Consider the following 17,047-nt stretch of genomic DNA (forward strand, 5'->3'; position numbering starts at 1 on the left):
CCCCGAACGCTATTGCGCGGACGGGACGGCTGCCAAGTTCAGCACCTCCCACGAGCCCTGCTTCTTGATCCAGTAGAGGATCGTGCTGGGCTCGCCCGCCGCGCCCAGGGCCAGCGTCCTGGCCTTGATCGTGGCCGTCGAACCGGTCGCGACGTCGTGGACGCCGTGCTTCAGCGGTACGAAGCGGTTGAGCAGCGGAGCCATCGACAGCGGCTTCGGATGGCCGAAAACACCGTCGATGTCACGCAGGTCGCTTCCGTTGATCCGCTGCAGGAAGCTGCCCCCGGCGCCGCGGCCGAGGCACCAGTGCGGGCCACAGCGCACCCCCTTCGCCCCCGGCCTGCTGTCGACCTCGTGCGAGGTGATGAGGGTGAGGTCGACCAGCACTGTCTGGTTGCGGTCATCGAGGTCGGGCCCCGCGGGCGCGTCGCTCGCCCATGGCCATCGCAGCAGGTGCAGGCCGTCCGTGGCGGTGATGCGGTCGGGCGCGCCGCCGGCCACGGGGACTCGCCAGACGCCGCCGCTCCTCTCCGACCAGATGACCTGGTCGCCGTTGACCGAGATCGCGTCGAGGTCGGAGCGGCTGCCGGTCAGTTCGGTGACCAGCCTGGCCTTGCCGCCCGCCAGCGGTGCCGTCCAGATCTCCCGTACGGACTTGCCGGCGGACACCTGCCAGACCACGTTCCTGCCGTCGGCGGCCAGGGACGGGATCACGAACTGCCGTGACCCGGGCAGTTCGGCGACCAGCCGGCTCTTCTTCGCCGCGGAGTCGTACACCTCCAGCCTGCCCCGGCCCTCCTTACCCGGCATCCTGGCCAGGACCAGCACCTCCGTCGGGCTGATGCCGGTCATCGGGACGCGGCGCGCGCCGTCGGGCGCCTCCACGGGCAGCGTGAAGACGGCGCCCGGCCACAGCTCCTCCACGGGGGCCGACCGGGGAACGGGCGGTTCCGGAGCAGGGGTCGTGGCCATGTCGCCCCCGCCCCCGCCGGACAGGACGGCGCCCCTGATCCCCACGCTCAGCACCACCACGGCGGCCGCCGCCGCCAGCACGCGCACCCTCCGGCGGGTCCTGCGCCGCCTGCGCAGCGCCACGCCCGCCAGCAGATCGCCGCCGCCGTCGGGAGCGTGCTCGCCCGCCGTCCGCAGCGCGCCGATCAGCTCGTCCTCGCTCCTCATGCCCGCTCCCTGTTCCCCGGCGACTGACGTACCGACTGCTGTGCCGACTCGCGTACCGACGGCTTGACGCGCAGCGCGTTGAGCGCGTGGAACGCCTGGCTGCGCACCGTTCCCCGGGAGATGCCGAGGATCTCGGCGATCTCCTTGTCGGAAAGGTCCTCGTAGTACCGCAGCACGAGGACGACCCGCTGCCTGCGCGGCAGCGTGGCCAGTTCCTTCCACAGCTCGCCGAACGTGTGCACGTCGGTGTACGAGCCCTCGGGCAGGTCGTCCGTCAGGTGCTCCCTGCGCCGCCTGCGCCACCAGCTGATGTGCTGCCTGGCCATGGTCGTGCGGACGTACGCCTCCGGGCTGTCCTTGTTGCGCACCCGTTTCCAGGAGTCGCTCAGCTTCAGCAGCGCCTCCTGGACCAGATCGGCCGCGTCGTCGGCGTTGCCGGTGAGCACATAGCCGTACCGGAGCAGGGCCGGGCCCCGCGCCCGTACGAAATCGTCGAACTCCACATCTCCTGGACGCACCGGGGGCTCCGGGCTGTTGCAAAGATCTTTACTCGAAGCCATCGCATGAGTGTTCGAGTCCGCGCTACAGTTCTAGGTACGCAATCGAACAGAGGTTCGGCCTGGTGAGAGGGGGTGTGTCCGATGACGGTGCTCGCGCCCGCCCCTGCTCGGACACGCCGTAGCACTTTCTTCCCAAATCTAAGACGGCCGCTATATCCGGCAATAAAGTCCGAGAGCGTGGACCCTGTGCGAAACCCCTACGCTCCAGGCGCCGGGCAGCGCCCGCCGGAGCTCGCCGGGCGCGACCGCGAGCTGCAGCAGTTCGAGGTCGTGCTGGAGCGGGTGGCCCGCGGCCGTCCCGAGCGCAGCATGGTCGTGACCGGCCTGCGCGGAGTGGGCAAGACTGTCCTGCTCAACACGTTCAAGTCCATGGCCATGCAGCGGCTGTGGGGCACGGGCAAGATCGAGGCCCGGCCCGACCAGTCGATCAGGCGGCCGGTGGCCGCCGCCCTGCACATGGCCATCCGCGAGCTGGCGCCGCGGCACCGCGCGCCCGAGCGCATCGAGGAGTTCCTCGGCGTGCTCAAGGCGTTCGCGATGCGCGACCCGGCCGCGGCCAAGGGCACCTCCCACTGGTCGCCCGGGATCGAGGTGCCGGCCAGCCGCGGGCGCGCCGACTCGGGCGACCTGGAGATCGACCTCACCGAGCTGTTCGTCGACGCCGCGAGCGTGGCCACCGACCTGGCGGTGGGCATCGCCCTGTTCATCGACGAGATGCAGGACGTGCAGCCCGCCGACGTCTCCGCGCTCTGCGCCGCCTGTCACGAGCTGTCGCAGACGGGCGGGCCGCTGATCGTGGTGGGCGCCGGGCTGCCGCACCTGCCGAGCGTGCTGTCGGCCAGCAAGAGCTATTCCGAGCGGCTCTTCCGCTACGCGCGCATCGACAAGCTCGACCGGGAGGCGGCCGACCTCGCGCTGATCCTGCCCGCGCGCGAGGAGGAGGTGGAGTTCACCCAGGAGGCGCTCGACGCGCTCTACGAGGCGGCCGACGGTTACCCGTACTTCGTGCAGGCCTACGGCAAGGTCGCCTGGGATCTCGCCCCGCGCAGCCCGATCACGCTCGACGACGTCAAGGTCTCCGCGCCGGAGGCCGAGGAGGAGCTGGCGGTCGGGTTCTTCGGCAGCCGCTACGAGCGGGCCACCCCGGCCGAGCGCGACTACATGCACGCCATGGCGCAGATCGGCGACGAGCCGGTGCCGACCTCCGAGGTGGCCGACGCGCTCGGGCGCAAGCCGTCCAGCCTCTCGCCCGCCCGCGACAGTTTGATCAAGAAGGGTCTCATCTACAGCGCCGAGCGCGGCCTGATCGCGTTCACGGTGCCGCACTTCGGGAAGTTCCTGCGCGCTCAGCCGATCTGAGCGACGCCCCTAGACCTCTATTGGGCTGTCTAGTGGGGAAGCTAGACAGCCCAATAGAGCTATATCGCCACGCCTGTCGAGGGTTGTATACGGCTCTATAGCGTCAGGCCGATACTGCCGTATATTCCGGCAGAGGCGCGCTGCCCTCCGCGCTGACCACGGCCATCCGCACCGCCGGGCGCCGCCCGGTCAGGTAGACGGCGAAGACGACGTCGTCATCGTCGTGGTTGCGGAAGGCGAAGAAACGCCAGCACAGCTCGCGCCAGCTGTCGTGCGGCTCGGCCGAGGCCAGCTCGCCCTGGTGCGCCCGCCACGTGCCGCTGGCCCTGAGCCGCGACAGGACGACCGACTCGGCGGGGCCGCGGCGCTGCTCGCAGGGGGCGCGGTACCGTACGCGGTCGATCAGCTCCTCGATCTCGGGCGACAGCGCCGCGAGCACCGCCACCCCCACCACGAGCAGCCACGACGGCGCGACCGCCGCCTCCCAGCCCGGCACCGGCGCCCACACCGACACCGCCGCCATCCCGGTCAGCGCCACCGTCCTGCCGATCGAGCGCAGCCCGACCGGCGCCGAGCTCACCTCGCCGAAGCAGCCGCACCCCGCGTCGGGCCGCCGCCTGCGCAGCTCCAGCAGCACGTACGTGGACAGCGCGAAGAACGCGACCGTGCCCCACCGGAACAGCGGATGCGTCGTGAGCAGCAGCCCCGCGGCCAGCGCCAGCTCACCCGCCGCGCACACGAGCAGCGCCGGGGCCTGGATGCGCTCGGGCACCAGAACCGCCGGCCCCAGCCTGGCCAGCGCTCCTGGCTCACGCCCGGAGCCGACGGTGACCACCTTCGCCACCGTGCCCAGGACGAGCATGGCGATCAGGAGCGGGAGCTGCGAGTCGAGCACGAGCCTCACCCCAATCCGATCTGCGCGTTGAAGCATCCCTTGACCAGCTCGCCGCCGAGCTCCACGTAGGAGGACGGCGACAACTCCGCGATCCGGCCGCGCGGCGAGGTGTCGCACTCCACGCACCGGTCGCAGAACCGCCCCGCCACGCACCCGCACGCGACCACGGGCACGTTCGCGGACCGGTTCGAGCACACGTTCCTGACCTGCAGCAACGACCCCACCGAGAGGTACGGCAGGCCCGCGCACGACACGCCCGCCTGGGCGCAGCCGGTGTCGGCACGTTCCAGCATGGGGTAGGCCGCACCCCGCTCTTCCTCGTCGAACGTGTCCGACCAGGTGGCCGTGCCGGCGATGCGCGCCTGCTTGTAGACCGGGGACGGGGGCGGCACGGAACGCGCCGGATACGGCGGCTGCGAGGTGGCGGGCAGCAGGGCCAGGCTCGCCCCGTCGCGTCTGACGCCGATCGCGTCGAAGAGGTAGCCGGGCTCGAACTTGGGATGACGCACCTGCAGCCGGCCCGACGAGCGGTAGGGGACGACGACCGTACGGTGGCCGCGGTGCGGCCCGCAGTCGAGCTCGACCGTCAGATCCCTGCGGCCCTGGATGGACAGGATCGTCCCGGTGATCCGGGTGGTGTCGGCCCAGATCCGCTCGATCACGCGGCCGTCGCGCAGCGCGCGCATCAGCACCAGGGCGCCGATGGGCAGACCGGCGGGGGCGACCTCGGCGCCGTGCCAGGCGGTGGCCCAGGGGGCGATCACCAGCCGCTCCTCGGCACCCGCGGGGGTCTCGATGGTGATCAGGTGCGGGCTGACGTCCAGCACCTCGCCCACCACGGCGCGCAGCGGCTCGCCGTCGCCCGGATCGGGGCCGGGAACGCCGCTCTCGCGCCCGAGCGCGGCCGCGGCGAGCACCCGGCGGCGCTCAACGCTCGGATACCCCATCCGCCCCTCCCTCGCTCGGGTACTAGATTCACATGACTTGGGGGCGGCTCACACCGTAGTGGCCCAGAACAGAGCAAAATACGCATCCCCGGGGAAGTGCCTTCACCTACGGCGGCGTACAAACCACCACCGACCTTGACGGACCTTTATCCTCGGCGGGCCGAAACCTGAATTGCGGTTCAGGCCCAATAGGGCATCAGGCTGCGATTCTGGCCACGATGCAGACCACCAGCTGGGAAGACGAGTTCCGCGAGTACGTCATGGCCCGCGGCCCCGCGCTGCTGCGCGCGGCCCATCAGCTCACCGGGCATCCGCTGGACGCGGAGGATCTGTTGCAGAGCGCGCTGACCAAGACGTACCAGGCCTGGGAGCGGATCGAGGACCGGGGCGCCCTGGACGGCTACGTGCGGCGGGCCATGGTGAACATCAACATCTCGCAGTGGCGGCGGCGCAAGCTGGAGGAGTACCCGTCGGACGAGCTGCCCGAGCCGGTGACCTGCGACCCGGTCACGTCGTCGGAGCTCCACGAGGCGCTCGAACAGGCCCTGCGGGAGCTCCCGGAGCGCATGCGGGCCGCGATCGTGCTGCGCTACTACGAGGACATGACCGAGCCGGAGATCGCCAAGAAGCTCGGGATCAGCGTCGGCACGGTCAAGAGCACGGTGTCGCGCGCGATGGCCAAGCTCAGGGCCGCGCTGGCACTTCCCTCTCAGTAGGGCACGAGCCTTCCGCCGCGGAACCGGCGCCGGCGGTGGCGCACGGGCGTACGACGTCCCTGATCTTGCGCAGGCTCTTGAGGAACGTCTCCAGCTCATCGGAGCCCAGCAGCCCGGTGAAGCACTCCTCGATGTCGCGCAGGTGATCGGGCAGCACCGACTCCAGCCGCTCCCGGCCCGCGTCGGTGAGGGCCGCGTACGAGGCCCGCCGGTCGCTGGCACACGACTCGCGCCTGACCAGCCCCTCGCGTTCGAGCCGGTCGACGACCCGGGTCACGCCGCTCGTGGACAACTGGGTCTGCGCGGCGAGATCGCTCATCCGCAGCCGCTGGTGCGGGGAACGTGCCAAACGGATGACGGTCTCGAAGTCGATCTCCGACAACCCCGCGGCGTTCAGGACCGGCTGGAACCGGCTCATCAACCCGGAGTGGACCTCGGTCAGCAGTCCGATCGCCGTCAGCCGGGAGTCGTCGAAGTTCGTCACGCTCATACCTTAGCCGACGTTAGTTGACGTGCGGAATATTCCTCATGTAGAAAGTTGTTGCCGCAGACATCCACGCAACAGCTACTCTCTGAGGAGAACCCCGATGACCACCCGCACCTGGGAGTCCCTGACCATCCCGGCCGCCGGCACGTACAACCTCGACGTCGCCCACACCACCATCGGCTTCGTCGTCAAGCACATGATGGTCAGCAAGGTCCGCGGCCACTTCGGCGCCTTCAGCGGCTCCGTCACGATCGCGGAGAACCCGCTCGAGTCCGGCGCCGAGCTCTCGATCCAGGCCGACAGCATCTCGACCGGTGTGCCCGACCGTGACGGCCACCTGCGCAGCGACGACTTCCTGTCCGCCGAGAAGTTCCCGCAGATCACCTTCAAGAGCACCCGCGTCGTCGGTCACTCCGGTGACGAGTTCGTCGTCGCCGGCAACCTGACCATCCGCGACGTCACCAAGGAGGTCGAGCTCGCGGTCGAGTACGGCGGCGTGGGCACGAACCCCTGGGGCCAGGAGGTCTGGGGCTTCTCGATCAAGACGGAGATCGACCGCGAGGAGTTCGGCCTGACCTGGAACCAGGCGCTGGAGACCGGTGGGGTGCTCGTGGGCAAGAAGATCAAGATCGAGATCGAGGGCGAGGCCAACCCGGCCGCCTGATGCCCGTCGCGGTAGGTTATCCACAGGCCCGAAGCCCGTCCCAGCTCTGGGCGGGCTTCGTCCACAGGGGGTTACCCACAGGCTGTTGATAACTCTTGGTGAAGACTGCCGCGGTTATCGCTTTGCCGCCTCGCCAGAAGGCCGGTACGCTGTGCTGAGCCGCGGTGGCTCCTGGAGGATTCGCCTAGTCAGGTCTATGGCGCCGCACTGCTAATGCGGTTTGGGTTTACCGCCCATCCGGGGTTCAAATCCCCGATCCTCCGCACGTGAGAGGCCCTCTCCCCGTCAACGGGAAGAGGGCCTCTTGGTCTTCCAGGAGGGCCAAGGTTGCAGTTGGCCGTCAGGGGGTGCTCCTGGGGCCCTGGGCGTCGCGGCCTGCCTGTCTGGGGAGGGTCTTCCGCTGCGTCCTGTCCTCGGTGCGTTCGATCGGGCCGGCGAGGTGCGTTGTGAGAACCAGATCGTGATCGGTGTACTCATCCCCAGCCGTGAGGCGTCCGGCGTTCTGAGCTTCATGTGGGCTCGTAGGAGTCCGCAACGCGGCCTGCGGGCCGTTCTCGCGTGCGCCCGTACTTGGGGCGCTTCCACACGACACCGCTCGTATCCTTCGATACCGTCACACCGTGAACGACGATGACGCCCTCATCTACTCACCGTCGAGCGATGACGCCCTTCTCCTCGTGAGCGGTATCTCCGTAATCCTGCTCCTCCTTCCAACTGTCATCTGGCTGACCGTGACGCTGCTGCGCGGCCGTAAATAGGCGCCTCCGGCTCCGAGATGACTGCGACGGCCCCCAGACGGTCGGTCGGTGGCTGAGGTGGAAGCCTGATCGCCTCGTCGCCGTTGCCTCAAGACGAGCGCAGGACAAGGGCGGTGCTGGGCGAGATGCCTTGTCGTCAACCCTCGGCAGTAGCTGCGCGGGCTCTTTTGATCTCTGCGGACTCGGTCCATGCGGTTGCGGACCTCCTTCGGCGGCTCGGGTGTAGCCGAGGACCTCCTGGACGACGCGGATGTTGAGGCCCTGTCATCGGGAGGGTTGCGGTGGTGCGGCGGGTGTCGCGTGCGCCGGCCTGCTTGAGGGTGGCCTCCCGCTGCCCTCCTGTTCTCGGTGCGTCCGATCGGGCCGTCGAGGTACGCCTCCGCTCGGCGACGTGTCTCGACGGCTACGCCGGAAGGCGGTGTTAGCGCGTACCGAAAATCTGTCATCGCCGTAGTAGACATTCGCGTTCGATGGCGCTAGTGTTTGTGACATCGCAAGGAACGGATCCACCGGGCAGCAACACCAGCACCACGACGAACTGCCCGCAGCAGAATGAAGTCAGTAGTTGGTCGGCAGAAGGTCGGACGTGACGGGCCAGCGCAGTGGTAAGGGGCCCAGATCGTGGACGCGCTGCTGAAGGTTCGAGTTGGACAGTGGTCCGGAAGAGAAAGATGAAGGGAGTGTTGACGCCATCGGGATCGCCCGTTGCCGGCTGAGTTTCGCCGCTCGGGTACCGCAGTTCCACGGGATTGGAAGGTGGTCTACGGTCACGCATCCGCGATCCGCGCATCACCGCCGCTCAGTACGGCGGATGCGGTAAACAGTAAGCCGGCCGATTGGCCGGTAGATGGTGTTGAACTCTTCGGGGCCCCGGCGCAACAGGCGCCGGGGCCCCCTGTGCGCGTGTTCGGGAAAGGAATGCATGGATCAACGTCGCTCGGCTGCCGAGGGTGACACGCTGGCTCGCGGCAGGATTACGGAAACAATGGCCGAACGTACGGCCGAAGACCGGTTCGACGATGAGGACTACCCCGCTTACAGCATGGGTGCGGCCGCTGAGATGCTCGGCGTCACCCCTACGTTCCTGCGAGCTCTCGGCACCGCCCATCTGATCGAGCCGAAACGCTCCAGCGGCGGCCACCGCCGCTACTCCCGCTACCAGTTGCGTCTGGCCGCGCGTGCCCGGGAACTCGTCGATCAGGGCACTCCCGTGGAAGCCGCCTGCCGGATCATCATCTTGGAAGACCAGCTCGCCGAGGCGCTGCGCATCAACGCCGAATACGAACGTGAGCGCGCGGCTGGGGACTGACACCGCCGGCCTGGTCTCCGACTCCGTGGGCCAGGCCACACCGCTCGCCTGGGCGCACGGCGCCACGTGGGGCGGTTCGGCGCACTGGGCGGTTCCGCCTCCTCGACAATGATCTCGTGATCGATCATTACCGCAGTCTGTTCAGCGGGCAGCAGTGGTTCGAGGACGCGCTCTGCTGGACCGTGGTGCAACCTCTTGACGAAGAGATCACGGTGGACGATCTCCTGTGGCGGCTGAACGGAGGCCGTGATCCCGAGGAACGCATCATGGCGTACCCCAGGGAGCAGGCCTGCGAGGAGGAACTGCCCGTGCTCTTCGCCTACCGGGGTGAAGGAGCCTGCGGTTTTCTCGAGTTCTCCCATGGCTTCGCCACGCCTGACCACATCCTCGGCGAGCTCAGCAAGGACGCACGCGTGTGGATGACGACCTGGCACTTCAACGGGGGATACACGATCCTCTACGCAGCCGACGGCAAGATCCGGGCACGGATGCGCGACTTTGTCTTCGTCGAGCACGCCCTTCAAGAGGGTGATCCGAGCATTCTGGCCGAGTTCCGGGCCATGCTCGACAGCCTCGACCCGGAGGATTACAGCGGCAAACGGGCTGCGGCGTTCGCATTCATCGAGGCGTCCACCGGTATGGGCATCGAGGCCGAATGGCTGGATGTGGAAGAGGCGCCCGTCATCGTCATCGACAACTGGAATGGGGCCTGAGCGGCCGTCGTGCCCATCCGTTCTCTTCTCGCGCTCCGCTTCAGCGGGACGGCCCTTGGACCGTCCGCCGGCGGACACCCTTGACCTGGAGCGCACTCGAGCTTCTAGCGTCGGTGGCACGGTGGAACGCCGCCCTCGTCGGGGCCGGCGGCCACACGGCTCCGCAGCGGGCCGACGTCCAGGAGGTGCCTCGCAGCGCCTCCCGCTGCTCATCCAGCTTCTGACGCCATCGACGACAGGAGAATTCGCATGAAGACCGTACAGCTCGGCCGCACCGGCGAACAGGTCAGCCAGCTCGCCCTCGGGTGCATGATCATGGGTACCGTCACACCAGAAGACGAGGCCGTCACGATGCTGGACCGGTACGTGGAGGCCGGCGGCAACTTCCTGGACACCGCCGACTGCTACTGCTGGTGGGAGAACCAGGGCAGTTACGGAGGGGAGAGCGAGGAGCTGATCGGCCGCTGGCTGGCCAGGTCCGGACGGCGGGAGGACGTGTTCCTGGCCACGAAGGGCAGCGCCGTCGTGCGGGACCTGGACCTGGTCTGGACCGACGGCCGGCCCGACTGGGGCGCCGCGTACCGGAACTTCGTCGGGGCCGGGGCGAAGACGTTGCGGGATGCGATCGACGGCAGCCTGCGGCGGCTCGGCACCGACCACGTCGATCTGTACTACGTGCACGTCGACGATCGCGCCACGCCCCTGGAGGAGACGCTGGAGGCGCTCGCCGGCATCGTCCAGGCAGGGAAGGCGCGCTACATCGGCTGGTCCAACGTGCGGACCTGGCGGCTGGAGCGGATCCGGCAGTTGTGCGCCCAGCACGGCTGGCCGGCGCCGGTCGCGCTCCAGCAGCAGCACTCCTACCTGCGGCGCCGCGCCGGGCTCCGCCACCTGTCCATCGTGGACGACGAGCAGCTCGACTACCTGGAGACGCACGACGACCTGACTCTCGTGGCGTACTCCCCGATCCTCAAGGGCATCTACGACGACCCGGCCAAGCGCAAGGGTCACGGGGCGATGGGGGCGTACGAGGGGCCGGATGCCGAGGCCCGGCTGGCCACGCTCGCAGAGGTGGCCGCCGAGGTCGGTGTGACGCCGAACGCGCTGGTCCTCGCGTGGCTGATGCACCAGGCCTCACCGGCGATCGTGCCGCTGATCGGGCCGCGCACGCTCCAGCAGTACGAGGCGGCGCTGCCGGCGCTGGACGTCAAGCTCACGGGCGAACAGCTCGGCCGCCTCGACGCCGCCGGTGCCTGACGCCGGAGCATGGGGCGATCACAGGGAGTGATCGATATAGTGCCTGAAGCATGCGGATGGCGCGGTTCTCGGTGCTCGGCCTGGCGCTCGCGGCGGGGGCCGTCGATGCGCTGAGCTTTCTGGCGCTCGGCGAGGTGTTCACCGCGAACATGACGGGGAACGTCGTTCTGCTCGGTCTGGCGGTGGGTTACGGGCGTACGGCGCACGTGATGGGGTCCGGGCTGGCATTCGCCGGGTTCTGCGCCGGGCTGGCGGCGGGCTTCCTCCTGGTCGGACGGAGGGCTGCCGGCGGCGCGGTGCGGGGCCCGGCCGCCGCGCTGGGCCTGGAGCTGGTGCTGCTCGCCGGGATCGCCGTGGGGTGGGCGGAGCAGGTGCCGCGTCCCGCGCTCGTGGCGGGGTCGGCGGTGGCGATGGGGCTGCAGAGTGCGGTCACGCGCTGGGCCGGCGGGTCCGGGTTGTCCACGACGTACGTGACGGGCACGGTGACGGGGCTGGCGGGGCAGGTGCTCGCCTCGCGGAGCCCCGGGAGCGGTCAGGACAAGGGCGGTGGGGTGGGGCGGCCGCTCGGGGTGGTGCTGGCGCTTGCGGCGGGTGCGGCGATCGCGGCGCTGGCCTTGCGGCTGTACGAGCCCGCGGCGCCGTTGATCGCTCCGGTCGCGGTGGCGGTGGCGGCGGGTTGGTGGGCCTGGTCCGCGAGACGCGGCCGGTGAGATCCCGGGCGGGGGTTCATGGGGCGCGGGGGCGGCTGGATGGGGTATCGGCCACGGAGGGGGCCCGGCCCCTGGCGCAGGAGGAGCCGGGCCCGCGAGGCGCTACTGCTGCAGCACCGACAGGATGTTCCCCGAGGGGTCGGTGAACCAGGCGATCGGCGGGCCGTCGCCCCTGGCGATGCCGCGCTCGTCCTGCTCCATCCCGTCGTAACGCTCGAACCGCACGCCCCGCGCCGCCAGCTCGTCCACCGCCTGGTCGATGTCCTCGACGGGGAAGTTGAGGACGGTGTACGTGGCCGGCGCGTGAGCGGCTCCCTTGGGGTAGACGAGCACGTCGCTCCCGAGGTGCAGGGTCAGCATCCCGTGCTCCTCCGAGACGCGGACGCCCAGCGTCTCGCCGTAGAACTTCTTCGCGGCCTGGACGTCGTTCACCGAGAATCCGCTGAACGCCTTGCTGGTGTCGAGCATCGTCACATCCCCTGCCGGTGTTCCTCGCTGAGCTGAATGATCTGTACGTAGTTGCCGTCCGGGTCGATCGCGGTGGCGAACAGGCTGCCGTCGCGGTCCTCGAGCTCGGCCAGCCACTGCGTGCCCGCTCGTTCCATCCGGGTGGCGACGGCGCGGGCGTCTTCGACGTCGAAGTTCAGGATGACCCTTCCGGGCTCCGGATTCTTGTCCGACACGTCCGTCCGCGTGTCGATGAACAGGAAGAACTCCCCGAACTTGAGCACCCGGTACCCGTTGACGTCGCTCGTCTCGCCCGGGTCGAGCGCGGCGGCGTACCAGGTGCTCAGGCGCTCGGGGTCGGTGCTGGACAGCAGCAGGCTGCCGAGTACGGGTCGCTTCATCGCGAGTTCCTTTCTCTTTTCCTCGATGTGCAGACCAGGCCGGCGGCCGGAAGTCATCGGTGCGGGACAAGAGAGTTCGGAGCGGGACGAAAAGAAAAGAGCGCGGCGCGCCCGGGGAAGGACGCGCCGCGCGGTATCGAGAGCCGGCTAGCCGGTGGTGAGTGTGAGGCCGTACGCACCCAGGGCCTCGTTGACCGGCTGGTGGTACGTCGTGCCGCCGACACTGCAGTTGCCGGAGCCGCCGGAGGTCATGCCCTGGGCCTGGTTGCCCGAGATGAACGAGCCGCCGGAGTCGCCGGGCTGCGCGCACGCGCTGGTGCGGGTCAGGCCGGTGACGGTGCCCTGCGCGTACCTGACGGTGGCGTTGTGCTGCTGGATGGTGCCGCAGCGCCAGCCGGTGGTCGAGCCGGAGCGGCAGATGGACGCGCCGACGGAGGCCTGGGTGGAGCCTCGTACGGTCACGTTCGCGCCGCCGGAGCCGCGCACGTACGGCGTCGGCGTGTTACCGGGAGCGGCCACCCAGGCGTAGTCGTTGCCCGGGAAGGACGAGCCCTGGAAGGTGCCGGTCGGGTTGGTCGTCCTGGAGCCGACCCGGCCGCAGTGCCCGGCGGTGACGAAGCCGGGGGTGCTGCCGCGGGTGACGGAGAAGCCGATGCTGCAGCGGCTGGAGCCGATGTAGTACGCGGCGCCGCCGATGATGTTGATGAACGTCGTCGGCCGCTCGGCCGTCGCCGACACGACGACCGCGTTCCTGTCCACGCCCGCCGCGGCGACGAGGGCCTCGGCGGCCTCGACCGTGGGAGCCTGGACGGAGACGGTGTTGGCCTTGACGTCGACGAACCAGAGCGAGGCCGCGGCCGAGACCCGCCTGGGGGCCCGGTCGAGCTGCTGCATGATGCCGTTGAGCTGGGTCAGCGAACGCTGGACCACGACGGGCTGAGCGCCCTGCGCCTCGATGGTCGGTGCGGCCGCCGGGTTTGTGGTGGCGACCATGAGCTTGGAGGCGTCGTCGTTCAGCCAGGCGCCGCCGAACGTGTCACCCAGTGCGGGGGTGAGGCTCGCCTCGGCGGCGGCGGCGCGCTCCTCGTTGGCCAGGCGAGTGATGACCTGCGCCTCGGAGAGGCCCAGGTCGCGTTCGAGCGCGTCGATCATGGAGGGGGGTGCGGTGGGAGGCGCGGCGGCTTGTGGCGCCGTGTCGGCTGCTGCCGTGCTGAGGGGGGTGGCCAGGCAGACGGCGAGGATGGCGCCGCCTACCAGCGCACAGCGTTTACTCAACATGTGCACTCCTCGGGTGGGGGTGCTGTCAAGCTAACGGTTGCTTCGGTCCCTGTTAGATACCAAACGGGCACTATTTCGGTGTTATGGACCCTTTACGGCCTCCGACTTGAATATGAAATTTTCAGCCTTTAAGGCGCAGGCGCTGATGGGTGGGTAAGGTGCCGTGGCTGGAGGTGTTCTCTGTGCGTAATGGTGTTCGTCATCTGCTCGGCGCCGGCGCAGGACTGCTGGCCACACCGCTGATCGCGGCGGGCCTTCTCTACTTCGCCAGCGGCCGGGCCCTGGCCGCCTGGATCGCGGCCGCCGCGCTCGGCGCCACGATGGTCCTGGTCGGTGTCCTGGCCGGGTCGCGGATCTCGCCGATCGGATCGCTGGTGCCCGGGCTGGCGCTGGCCGTCGTGGCGGGGCTGGCGTATGTGCCGGTGGTTCCGGTGGCGGGCCTGGTGCCCGCCGAGTACGCCGAGCCGTACGCGAGGCTGGCCGGGACCTGGGCCCTGCCCCTGGCCTGCGTGCTGCTGGCCGCCTCGGTGTTCCCCGCGCGCTGGCGGGGCGCCGCGCGTCCGGAACCGCCTGCGGAGCCCGAGGAGGAGGTCGTCCCCGAGCCGCCGCCGCTGCCCAAGCGCATCCCGTCACGCTACTGACCGGCGCGCCCGGGCCGTCACCAGGGCGATGACCAGGTACGGCAGCGCCAGCAGGGCGAACGTCGCCCCGTGCGACACCTGGGACGACGCCGTCCCGTACGCGGTGTAGACCCCGAGCGTCACCACGTTCGTCCCCAGGCCGGCCACCGAGGTCATGGTGGCGCGCGCCGGGCCGGTGATGCGCTCCTGCAACCGGACGTCCGCCAGCACCTGGGCGAGCTGGAACGCCCCGACGGCCAGCGCGATCGCCACGAACCCGGCGGGGTGCCCGCTGAGCGCGCCCGCGGCCATGGCCAGCGCCGCCAGCCCGAGCAGCGCGGCGTACCCGCGGGACCGCAGGCGCTCGGCCGGGCCCGCCAGCAGGCCGCCGGCCGTGGCGCCCACCCAGACCAGGAGGATCAGCAGCGGGATCGTGGCCTTGGCCACGCCCGTCTCCGCCCCCAGGTACGGGATGTACTCCTCCAGCGCGCCCCAGATCGCCGTCACGAACGCGACCAGCAGCATCGCGCGCAGCACGCCCCGATCCGCCCGGGCCAGGCCGATCCCCTCGCGCAGGGTCTCCAGGTAGCCCAGGCCCCCGGCGGCGGCCGGCGTGCGGTGATCGGGGAGGGTCAGCGCCGTGGCCGCGCACAGGACGCAGGCCAGCACGCTGGCCGCGGCGACGGCGGGATAGCCGCCGGCCGCCAGCACCGGCGAGGCCAGGCCGATCGCCGACGCGCTGCCGGCCAGGCCGAGGGCGGTCGCGCGGCCCATGACGGCCGCGTACCTGCCGGAGTGGCCGCGCCGCTCCAGCTCCTCGTAGGCGAGCGCCTCGTACGCGCCGGAGATCAGCGCCTCCCCGGCGCCCCACAGCACGAACCCGGCCGCGAACACCCAGTAGGAGGGGAACAGCACCCAGAGGGCGAAGCCCAGGCCGCTCAGCAGCGGGCCGAGGAACAGCAGCAGCCGCCGGGAGACCGTGTCGGCCCAGGCGCCCGAGGGGACCTCCAGCACCATGCCCGTCACCGACCAGATGACGAACAGGGAGGAGACCTCGGCGACGGAGATCCCGGTGTCGGTGAACAGCAGGGCGTACACCGGGTAGATCAGGATGAATTCGCTGAGGAACGCGTAGACGTACAGCGATACGACAAGCATGAGGCCTTCCAGGGGGACGAGTGGGGACTCCGAGTGCTTGCCGTCATCTCGGAGGCCCGCGCGCCCCGCGCCGGCCCCTGGTTATGGATCAATGTCGCCAGGTCATGTGAGCGAGTCTAGACGTTGACGTCCCCGATGCGCTCGCGGAAATTCCGGCGCTCCAGCGCCTGGAGCGTGGCCGTCATGAGCTGCTCCAGCGGCACGGGCAGCTCGGCGTCCAGCTCGCGTACGGCTCGCTCCGTGGCCGCCCACTCGGCCTCGATGAGGGGGAGCGCGGCGCGGGCCCGGTCGGTGAGGTGGACGATGCGGTGGCGGGCGTCGGTGCCCTTCTCCAGGGTGACGAAGCCGCTGCGGCGCATCTGGACCACCGTCTGGCTGGCGGCGGAGTGGGTCACGCCGATCTCCTTGGCCAGGTCGCGGATGGCGAGCGGGCCCCGCGCCACCAGCGTGCGCACGACGGGGGAGTAGCGGGGCCGGTAGTCGGGCAGGCCGTGCTCGGCGTAGATGCCGGCGACGGCGCCGTCCATCAGCTCGTGCACGTGCCGCATCAGCGTGCCAAGGGCGATCACGACACCAAAGTAACAGTGCTGTCGGACTCCTCGTGGGGGAGCGGGATCCACTTGTGGGACCACTTCACCAGCTCGTCCAGCACGGGGCGCAGCTCCTGGCCCATCTCGGTCAGGTGGTACTCGACCCGTACCGGCGAGGTGGCCAGCACCCGCCGCTCGACCAGGCCGGCGGACTCCAGCTCGCGCAGGCGCCTGGCCAGCATCGTGTCGTTGATGCCGGGGATGGCCGCCTTGACGTCGGCGTAACGGTGGGCGCCCTTGAAGATCATGTGGATCACGGCTCCGCTCCAGCGGGCGCCGATCAGCTCTAAGGCGATGTGGAAGCGGGTGCAGACCTGGTCAAGGCTCATGCCCCACAGTCTAGCGTTTGCTAAGAAATCTGTAGTTACTCAATAATGTTGAGGAGTTATCGCACATCGCCACGCATGGGAGCAGTCATGGACAAGCCCGTCCTTCAGGTCATCGTCGCCAGCACCCGACCGGGCCGCGCCGGCCGCGCGGTCGCCGACTGGGTGCACGGCAAGGCCGTGGCCTCGGGGCTCTTCGAGGTGGAGCTGGTCGACCTGGCGGAGGTGAAGCTGCCGTTCCTGGACGAGCCGTACCACCCCAGGCTCAAGCAGTACGTGAACGCCCACACCAAGGAGTGGAGCGCCACCGTGGACCGGGCCGACGCGTACGTGTTCGTGACGCCCGAGTACAACCACAGCTACCCCGGCGTGCTGAAGAACGCCCTGGACTACCTGCACCACGAGTGGCAGCACAAGCCGGCCGGGTTCGTCAGCTACGGCGGCGTCTCGGGCGGCACCCGGGCCGTGGCCGCCCTGCGTCACGTGGTCAGCACGCTGAAGATGGTCCCGCTGCTGGAAGGCGTGATCATCCCGTTCGTGCCGCAGCACCTGGGCGAGGACGGCACGCTGCGCCCCAACGACGTCATGGACGCCGGCGCCGACGCCATGCTCGCCGAGCTGGCCAGGTACAGCGGCGTGCTGGGCGCGATGCGGCAGCCGGCGGCCTGAGCTA

The 17,047-nt window shown here is 69.8% G+C and carries 21 protein-coding genes and 1 tRNA gene; 11 read left to right on the forward strand and 11 right to left on the reverse strand.

Features of this window, described 5'->3' with window-relative positions; all coding sequences use genetic code 11:
* Positions 1-9: 9 nt before the first annotated feature.
* Positions 10-1,179 (reverse strand): hypothetical protein, encoded by a 1,170-nt coding sequence (locus AB0I79_RS19655; protein WP_357874721.1) that lies wholly within the window; start codon positions 1,177-1,179, stop codon positions 10-12.
* Positions 1,176-1,682, reverse strand: coding sequence for a SigE family RNA polymerase sigma factor (locus AB0I79_RS19660; RefSeq protein WP_357874723.1), 507 nt, complete (start codon positions 1,680-1,682; stop codon positions 1,176-1,178). The genes AB0I79_RS19655 and AB0I79_RS19660 overlap by 4 nt, the downstream gene beginning before the upstream one ends.
* 234 nt (positions 1,683-1,916) lie before the next feature.
* Here AB0I79_RS19660 and AB0I79_RS19665 point away from each other — a divergent pair, with 234 nt between their 5' ends.
* On the forward strand, positions 1,917-3,098 hold the full coding sequence (locus tag AB0I79_RS19665) for an ATP-binding protein (RefSeq protein ID WP_357874726.1): 1,182 nt from the start codon (positions 1,917-1,919) through the stop codon (positions 3,096-3,098).
* A gap of 103 nt (positions 3,099-3,201) precedes the next feature.
* Here the strand turns inward: AB0I79_RS19665 and AB0I79_RS19670 are convergent, their stop codons facing one another.
* The gene (locus AB0I79_RS19670) at positions 3,202-3,993 is read right to left on the reverse strand and encodes a MauE/DoxX family redox-associated membrane protein (RefSeq protein ID WP_357874729.1); all 792 of its coding nucleotides are present in this window, start codon (positions 3,991-3,993) and stop codon (positions 3,202-3,204) included.
* A 5-nt stretch (positions 3,994-3,998) separates the two neighbouring features.
* The gene (locus AB0I79_RS19675) at positions 3,999-4,940 is read right to left on the reverse strand and encodes a hypothetical protein (RefSeq protein WP_357874732.1); all 942 of its coding nucleotides are present in this window, start codon (positions 4,938-4,940) and stop codon (positions 3,999-4,001) included.
* Positions 4,941-5,158: 218 nt separating this feature from the next.
* Here AB0I79_RS19675 and AB0I79_RS19680 point away from each other — a divergent pair, with 218 nt between their 5' ends.
* A complete protein-coding gene (locus AB0I79_RS19680; RefSeq protein ID WP_357874735.1) occupies positions 5,159-5,656 on the forward strand; it encodes a SigE family RNA polymerase sigma factor in 498 nt (165 codons plus the stop codon).
* Here the strand turns inward: AB0I79_RS19680 and AB0I79_RS19685 are convergent.
* Positions 5,625-6,146, reverse strand: coding sequence for a MarR family transcriptional regulator (locus AB0I79_RS19685; protein WP_357874738.1), 522 nt, complete (start codon positions 6,144-6,146; stop codon positions 5,625-5,627). The two genes, AB0I79_RS19680 and AB0I79_RS19685, sit on opposite strands and share 32 nt — an antisense overlap.
* Positions 6,147-6,243: 97 nt before the next feature.
* On the opposite strand from AB0I79_RS19685, the gene AB0I79_RS19690 reads away from it, so the two are divergent.
* From AB0I79_RS19690 to AB0I79_RS19720, 7 genes are all read left to right on the forward strand, one after another.
* Positions 6,244-6,807 carry a YceI family protein gene (locus AB0I79_RS19690; protein ID WP_357874740.1) on the forward strand — a complete coding sequence of 188 codons (564 nt, stop codon included), beginning with the start codon at positions 6,244-6,246 and terminating at the stop codon, positions 6,805-6,807.
* A 173-nt stretch (positions 6,808-6,980) separates the two neighbouring features.
* Positions 6,981-7,070 (forward strand) — tRNA-Ser (locus AB0I79_RS19695).
* Positions 7,071-7,427: 357 nt separating this feature from the next.
* Positions 7,428-7,565, forward strand: coding sequence for a hypothetical protein (locus AB0I79_RS19700; protein WP_357874743.1), 138 nt, complete (start codon positions 7,428-7,430; stop codon positions 7,563-7,565).
* Between the two features lie 985 nt (positions 7,566-8,550).
* Positions 8,551-8,874 carry a helix-turn-helix domain-containing protein gene (locus tag AB0I79_RS19705; protein WP_357875319.1) on the forward strand — a complete coding sequence of 108 codons (324 nt, stop codon included), beginning with the start codon at positions 8,551-8,553 and terminating at the stop codon, positions 8,872-8,874.
* 116 nt (positions 8,875-8,990) lie between these two features.
* Complete coding sequence (locus tag AB0I79_RS19710) at positions 8,991-9,587, forward strand: hypothetical protein (RefSeq protein ID WP_357874746.1); 597 nt, start codon at positions 8,991-8,993, stop codon at positions 9,585-9,587.
* 249 nt (positions 9,588-9,836) lie between these two features.
* On the forward strand, positions 9,837-10,844 hold the full coding sequence (locus AB0I79_RS19715) for an aldo/keto reductase (protein ID WP_357874749.1): 1,008 nt from the start codon (positions 9,837-9,839) through the stop codon (positions 10,842-10,844).
* Positions 10,845-10,894: 50 nt separating this feature from the next.
* Positions 10,895-11,554: a YoaK family protein gene (locus tag AB0I79_RS19720; RefSeq protein WP_357874751.1), complete on the forward strand. Its 660-nt coding sequence runs from the start codon at positions 10,895-10,897 to the stop codon at positions 11,552-11,554.
* Between the two features lie 102 nt (positions 11,555-11,656).
* On the opposite strand, the gene AB0I79_RS19725 is transcribed toward AB0I79_RS19720, so the two are convergent.
* The 3 genes from AB0I79_RS19725 to AB0I79_RS19735 all read right to left on the reverse strand — a co-directional run bounded on the left by AB0I79_RS19725 (position 11,657) and on the right by AB0I79_RS19735 (position 13,680).
* Positions 11,657-12,022 (reverse strand): VOC family protein, encoded by a 366-nt coding sequence (locus AB0I79_RS19725; RefSeq protein WP_357874754.1) that lies wholly within the window; start codon positions 12,020-12,022, stop codon positions 11,657-11,659.
* A 2-nt stretch (positions 12,023-12,024) separates the two neighbouring features.
* Positions 12,025-12,402, reverse strand: a complete 378-nt coding sequence (locus tag AB0I79_RS19730; protein ID WP_357874757.1) for a VOC family protein — start codon at positions 12,400-12,402, stop codon at positions 12,025-12,027.
* A gap of 147 nt (positions 12,403-12,549) precedes the next feature.
* Positions 12,550-13,680, reverse strand: a complete 1,131-nt coding sequence (locus AB0I79_RS19735; RefSeq protein ID WP_357874760.1) for a S1 family peptidase — start codon at positions 13,678-13,680, stop codon at positions 12,550-12,552.
* Between the two features lie 182 nt (positions 13,681-13,862).
* Between AB0I79_RS19735 and AB0I79_RS19740 the strand changes: the two genes are divergently transcribed.
* A complete protein-coding gene (locus AB0I79_RS19740) occupies positions 13,863-14,321 on the forward strand; it encodes a hypothetical protein (protein ID WP_357874763.1) in 459 nt (152 codons plus the stop codon).
* Here the strand turns inward: AB0I79_RS19740 and AB0I79_RS19745 are convergent.
* From AB0I79_RS19745 to AB0I79_RS19755, 3 genes are all read right to left on the reverse strand, one after another.
* Complete coding sequence (locus AB0I79_RS19745) at positions 14,310-15,458, reverse strand: MFS transporter (RefSeq protein WP_357874766.1); 1,149 nt, start codon at positions 15,456-15,458, stop codon at positions 14,310-14,312. The genes AB0I79_RS19740 and AB0I79_RS19745 overlap by 12 nt on opposite strands.
* A gap of 116 nt (positions 15,459-15,574) precedes the next feature.
* Complete coding sequence (locus AB0I79_RS19750) at positions 15,575-16,027, reverse strand: MarR family transcriptional regulator (protein ID WP_357874769.1); 453 nt, start codon at positions 16,025-16,027, stop codon at positions 15,575-15,577.
* A complete protein-coding gene (locus tag AB0I79_RS19755; RefSeq protein WP_357874772.1) occupies positions 16,024-16,377 on the reverse strand; it encodes a helix-turn-helix domain-containing protein in 354 nt (117 codons plus the stop codon). The genes AB0I79_RS19750 and AB0I79_RS19755 overlap by 4 nt, the downstream gene beginning before the upstream one ends.
* 87 nt (positions 16,378-16,464) lie before the next feature.
* Between AB0I79_RS19755 and AB0I79_RS19760 the strand changes: the two genes are divergently transcribed.
* Positions 16,465-17,043 carry an NAD(P)H-dependent oxidoreductase gene (locus AB0I79_RS19760; RefSeq protein WP_357874775.1) on the forward strand — a complete coding sequence of 193 codons (579 nt, stop codon included), beginning with the start codon at positions 16,465-16,467 and terminating at the stop codon, positions 17,041-17,043.
* The last annotated feature ends 4 nt before the right edge of the window (positions 17,044-17,047 follow it).

The organism is Nonomuraea sp. NPDC050202, from assembly GCF_040656115.1.
Lineage (GTDB): Bacteria > Actinomycetota > Actinomycetes > Streptosporangiales > Streptosporangiaceae > Nonomuraea.

Excerpts from the sequence above, each read along its gene's own strand:
- AB0I79_RS19655 (WP_357874721.1), bottom strand. The coding sequence starts at position 1,179 with ATGAGGAGCGAGGACGAGCTGATCGGCGCGCTGCGGACGGCGGGCGAG.
- AB0I79_RS19675 (WP_357874732.1), bottom strand. The coding sequence starts at position 4,940 with ATGGGGTATCCGAGCGTTGAGCGCCGCCGGGTGCTCGCCGCGGCCGCG.
- AB0I79_RS19680 (WP_357874735.1), top strand. The coding sequence starts at position 5,159 with ATGCAGACCACCAGCTGGGAAGACGAGTTCCGCGAGTACGTCATGGCC.
- AB0I79_RS19685 (WP_357874738.1), bottom strand. The coding sequence starts at position 6,146 with ATGAGCGTGACGAACTTCGACGACTCCCGGCTGACGGCGATCGGACTG.
- AB0I79_RS19690 (WP_357874740.1), top strand. The coding sequence starts at position 6,244 with ATGACCACCCGCACCTGGGAGTCCCTGACCATCCCGGCCGCCGGCACG.
- AB0I79_RS19705 (WP_357875319.1), top strand. The coding sequence starts at position 8,551 with ATGGCCGAACGTACGGCCGAAGACCGGTTCGACGATGAGGACTACCCC.
- AB0I79_RS19715 (WP_357874749.1), top strand. The coding sequence starts at position 9,837 with ATGAAGACCGTACAGCTCGGCCGCACCGGCGAACAGGTCAGCCAGCTC.
- AB0I79_RS19720 (WP_357874751.1), top strand. The coding sequence starts at position 10,895 with ATGCGGATGGCGCGGTTCTCGGTGCTCGGCCTGGCGCTCGCGGCGGGG.
- AB0I79_RS19725 (WP_357874754.1), bottom strand. The coding sequence starts at position 12,022 with ATGCTCGACACCAGCAAGGCGTTCAGCGGATTCTCGGTGAACGACGTC.
- AB0I79_RS19730 (WP_357874757.1), bottom strand. The coding sequence starts at position 12,402 with ATGAAGCGACCCGTACTCGGCAGCCTGCTGCTGTCCAGCACCGACCCC.
- AB0I79_RS19735 (WP_357874760.1), bottom strand. The coding sequence starts at position 13,680 with ATGTTGAGTAAACGCTGTGCGCTGGTAGGCGGCGCCATCCTCGCCGTC.
- AB0I79_RS19745 (WP_357874766.1), bottom strand. The coding sequence starts at position 15,458 with ATGCTTGTCGTATCGCTGTACGTCTACGCGTTCCTCAGCGAATTCATC.
- AB0I79_RS19755 (WP_357874772.1), bottom strand. The coding sequence starts at position 16,377 with ATGAGCCTTGACCAGGTCTGCACCCGCTTCCACATCGCCTTAGAGCTG.
- AB0I79_RS19760 (WP_357874775.1), top strand. The coding sequence starts at position 16,465 with ATGGACAAGCCCGTCCTTCAGGTCATCGTCGCCAGCACCCGACCGGGC.